Origin of the sequence: Dietzia sp. Cai40 (genome assembly GCF_014145165.1) — a bacterium.
Classification (GTDB): Bacteria; Actinomycetota; Actinomycetes; order Mycobacteriales; family Mycobacteriaceae; genus Dietzia; species Dietzia natronolimnaea.
This window is the reverse complement of the sequence record NZ_JAALEB010000301.1, coordinates 1-4,413: the sequence shown is the minus strand read 5'-3', so window position 1 is coordinate 4,413 and position 4,413 is coordinate 1. Positions and strand designations below refer to the sequence as shown.

3 protein-coding genes and 1 pseudogene are annotated in these 4,413 nt (G+C 71.8%); 2 read left to right on the top strand and 2 right to left on the bottom strand.

What is annotated here, in order from left to right; genetic code table 11:
- Together G6022_RS11730 and G6022_RS11725 are read right to left on the bottom strand one after the other, a co-directional pair.
- Window positions 1-378: pseudogene (locus tag G6022_RS11730) on the bottom strand (hypothetical protein); the annotation flags it as partial.
- Window positions 379-572: 194 nt separating this feature from the next.
- On the bottom strand, window positions 573-1,886 hold the full coding sequence (locus G6022_RS11725; RefSeq protein ID WP_179523546.1) for an acetyl-CoA C-acetyltransferase: 1,314 nt from the start codon (window positions 1,884-1,886) through the stop codon (window positions 573-575).
- Window positions 1,887-2,002: 116 nt separating this feature from the next.
- On the opposite strand from G6022_RS11725, the gene G6022_RS11720 reads away from it, so the two are divergent.
- On the top strand, window positions 2,003-3,358 hold the full coding sequence (locus tag G6022_RS11720; RefSeq protein ID WP_179526015.1) for a 3-oxoacyl-ACP reductase: 1,356 nt from the start codon (window positions 2,003-2,005) through the stop codon (window positions 3,356-3,358).
- 32 nt (window positions 3,359-3,390) lie between these two features.
- Window positions 3,391-4,359 carry a MaoC/PaaZ C-terminal domain-containing protein gene (locus tag G6022_RS11715; protein WP_347237822.1) on the top strand — a complete coding sequence of 323 codons (969 nt, stop codon included), beginning with the start codon at window positions 3,391-3,393 and terminating at the stop codon, window positions 4,357-4,359.
- The last annotated feature ends 54 nt before the right edge of the window (window positions 4,360-4,413 follow it).

Below are 4,413 nucleotides of genomic sequence, written 5' to 3'. Positions count from 1 at the left end.
GAGGGTGCCCTGCCAGTCCACGGACAGCCCGACCGATCGGGGATCGAGGGTGGTGGACACGACGCCGGCCCGCAGGTCGACCTCCTCGTCGACCCGTGGCCCCAGCTCGCGGATCAGGAGCTGCTCGGCGTCGGCCGTGCGCATCCCACCGACCTGGATCCCGGCCACCTCGGCCCCGCGGGGGACCCGTCCGATGCTGTGGACCAGATCGAAGCCGTAGAGCACCGCCAGCCCCATGAACACGCCGACACCCGTGTGGATCCACCGCGACCGCACGCGGTAGCGCCGCCGGTCGGCGGCCGCGGGATGGGGGCCCTCGCCCTCGACCACGACGGGCCGGGCGGGTCCGGCGTCGCCGGTGGTGGTGGAATCGTCCACGGGTTCTCACGCCTCCTCACGAGCGGGGGACTCTCGACCCGGCGGGGCGTCGACCGGGGTTATCCCACCCGAACCACTGTGGCGTCCACTATGACGGACCGGTACCGATGAGTGCAGCCCCCGCGCCGTACGCGGGGGCTGCACTCATGAAACGACCAGCCGGCGGGGACGCCGGCGGGGTCAGCGCGTCGGGCTCACCGTTCGACGATGGCCGTGACGCCCTGACCACCGGCGGCGCAGATGGAGATGAGCGCGCGGCCCGAGCCCTTCTCCTCCAGCAGCTTGGCGGTCGCGGCCAGGATGCGGGCCCCGGTGGCGGCGAACGGGTGCCCGGCCGCCAGCGAGGAACCGTGGACGTTGAGCTTGCTGCGGTCGATCGATCCGAGCGCGGAGTCCAGACCGAGACGCTCGGTGCAGTACTCCTCGGACTCCCAGGCCGCGAGCGTGGCCAGGACCTGCGAGGCGAACGCCTCGTGGATCTCGTAGTAGTCGAAGTCCTGCAGGGTCAGGCCGTTGCGCTCCAGAAGCCGCGGGACCGCGTAGGTGGGCGCCATGAGGAGCCCGTCCGGGGTGCGGCCGTCGTGGCCGTGGATGAAGTCCACCGCCGCGGTCTCGGAGTCCACCAGGTAGGCGCGGACGGGGAGCTTGTTCTCCTCCGCCCAGGCCTCGCTCGCCAGCAGGACCGCGGAGGCGCCGTCGGTGAGCGGGGTGGAGTTCCCGGCCGTCATGGTGGCCTCGGTGCCGTGGGCCTCGGCGTCGCGCTTGCCGAAGACCGGCTTGAGCTTGCCGAGCTTCTCCTCGGACGAGTCGGGACGCATGTTGTCGTCCCGCGGCACGCCGAGGAACGGGGTGACCAGGTCGTCCTGGAAGCCGGACTCGTAGGAGGCGGCGAGGTTGTGGTGGCTGGCCGCGGCGAGCGCGTCCTGGGCCTCACGGGTCACGCCGAGCTCGCGGGCGGTGATGGCGGCGTGCTCACCCATGGACAGTCCGGTGCGGGGCTCCGCGTTCTGCGGCTGCTCGGGGACCAGCGACTGCGGACGGATGTCGCCGAGGAGCTTGAGCCGGTCGACCGTGCTCTTGGCCGAGGTGACCTTGATGAGGATCTTGCGCAGGTCGTCGTTGACGGCCAGCGGGGCGTCGGAGGTGGTGTCGGTGCCGCCCGCGATCCCGGCGTCGATGCGGCCGACCGCGATGGCGTCGGCGACCTGGATGGCCGTGGCCAGGCCGGTGCCGCAGGCCTGCTGCACGTCGTAGGCGGGGCTGGAGGAGTCGAGAACGGAGCCGATGACCGACTCGCGGGTGAGGTTGAAGTCCCGGGCGTGCTTGAGGACGGCACCCGCGGCGACCATCCCGACGCGCTTGCCCTGCAGGTTGTAGCGGCTGGCGAGACCGTCGATCGCCGCGGTGAGCATGTCCTGGTTGGAGGCGTCCGCGTACTTGCCGTTGGATCGGGCGAAGGGGATTCGGTTGCCGCCTACGATGGCGACCTTGCGGGGGCTGGTGGTCACGTGTGTCACTCCCGTTTGATCTCGGTATCCGGTGGCCCGTAGCGCGGCCCGACGAGTATTGTTACTCAGCGGTAAGTTACTTGTCGACCCGTAAGACCGCACCTCTCCAGGAGATGATCGCCATGGCACAGGGCAACCTCGACCTCTATTCGCAGTTCGTGACCTCGGCCCCCGGGTCGTTCATCGCCGGCAAGGTCGGCCTCCCGCAGCCCGAGCAGCTCCGCCGGCACGAGGCCGGGCAGCCCGCTCTCCACGGCCCGGTCCTGGTCGGCGGCGAGGGCCGCCTGGTCGAGCCCGTCCGCGCGATCCTCGAGTCGGACTACGAGCTGGCCGGCGCGGACGCCGAGGGCAAGTTCGCCGGCCTGGTCTTCGACGCCACCGGCATCCGCCGCACCGAGGACCTCAAGGCCCTGTTCGACTTCTTCAACCCCGTCGTCCGCCGCGTCGCCGCCAGCGGCCGCGTCGTGGTCCTGGGCACCACCCCGGAGGAGACCGGGTCGGTGGAGGAGCGCATCGCCCAGCGCGCGCTCGAGGGCTTCACCCGCTCGCTCGGCAAGGAGATGAAGCGGGGCACCACCGTCCAGCTGGTCTACGTCTCCGCCGACGCCGACACCGGCGCGTCGGGCCTCGAGTCCACCCTGCGCTTCATCCTCTCCGGCAAGTCCGCCTACGTCGACGCCCAGGTGTTCCGCGTGGGTGCCGGCGCCGCGACCGCCCCCGGGTCCTGGGACCGCCCCCTCGAGGGCAAGGTCGCCGTGGTCACGGGCGCGGCCCGGGGCATCGGTGCGGAGATCGCCGCCGTGCTCTCCCGCGACGGGGCGCACGTGATCTGCTGTGACGTCCCCGCCGCCGGCGAGTCCCTCTCCGCGACCGCCAACAAGGTGGGCGGCACCTCGCTGCCGCTCGACGTGACCGCCGCCGACGCCGCCGAGGTGCTGGCCAAGCACGTGCAGGAGCGCCACGAGGGCGTCATCGACATCCTCGTGCACAACGCGGGCATCACCCGCGACAAGACCCTGGCCGGCATGGACTCGGCGCGCTGGGACTCGGTCATGGCCGTCAACCTCGTCGCGCCGGAGCGGATCACCGCCGAGCTCGCGGAGAAGGGCGTCCTCACCGAGGGCGGCCGCGTCGTGGGCGTCTCCTCGATGGCCGGGATCGCCGGCAACCGCGGCCAGACCAACTACGCCGCCTCCAAGGCCGGCGTGATCGGGTTCGTCGACGGCGCCTCCGCCGAGCTGGCGTCCAAGAAGATCACCGTCAACGCCGTGGCCCCCGGCTTCATCGAGACCCAGATGACCGCGGCCATCCCGTTCGCCACCCGCGAGGCCGGACGCCGCATGAACTCCATGCAGCAGGGCGGTCTGCCCGTCGACGTGGCCGAGACGATCGCCTACTTCGCCAGCCCCGCCTCCTCCGCGGTCACCGACAACGTGATCCGCGTGTGTGGCCAGTCCCTCCTGGGCGCGTGATCGAGGTGGATCGCTCGTCTTCGGAGAACACCGTGTCGCAGAACACCGGGTCGGAGAACACCGTGGAGTACACCCGCCTGCCCGCCATCCCCAACCTCCTGGCCCAGTACGGCAAGGCGGCCGTCGGCTCGGTTCCCGTGGTGGGCGGCAAGCGCGACGGCACGTCGATGCCCGACAAGGGCGTCGAGGTGGCCGGCGTGCGCGTGGACGTGGCCAATCTGGCCGCCTACGCCCGCGTCTGCGACCTGCGCTTCGGTGACGCCCTGCCGCTGACCTACCCGTTCACGCTGGCCTTCCCCCTGAGCATGCAGCTCATGTTGGACCCGGCCTATCCGGTCCCGGCCATGGGCTCGGTGCACCTGACCAACGAGATCGAGTCCCACCGCCCCTTGCGGGTGGGCGACGAGCTCTCGATCCGCGCGCGGGCCGAGAACCTGCGGGAGCACCCCGCCGGGTTGCTGCTCGACATCGTCACGGAGATCCGTACCGGCGACGACGACCAGCCGTCCTGGGTCCAGCGGTCGGGCCTGCTCTCCAAGCGCCGGACGTCACTGACCCCTCCCAAGGACGCACCGCGCCCGCCGAGGCCCGAGCCGCCCACGGCCGCGGAGATCGGTGACCCCACCGTGGTCAGGTCGGTGTCCGAGTCGCTGATCTCCGAGTACGCGTCGGTGTCCGGGGACCGCAACCCCATCCACGTCTCCAAGGTGGGCGCCAAGGCGTTCGGGTTCCCCAACGTCATCGCGCACGGGATGTGGACGTCCGCCACCATGCTCGGTGTGGTCGAGGGCGCCATCCCCGAGCGGGCGCGCTACTCGGTGGAGTTCGGCAAGCCCGTCGTGCTCCCGGCCAAGCTGGCGATCTACGCCCGGCGCGGGTCCGGCCCGGGCGTCGGAACCGGTGTGGGCTCAGGCGCCGGCGACCCGGCCTGGTCGCTGCGGGTGCGCAACCCGCGCAAGCTCGGCACCGTGCACGCCACGGCCACCATCGAGGAGCTCTAGACCCCCCGCGGGCGCACGTCGTCCCCGACCCCGGCCCCCCGCCCATCGACGGAC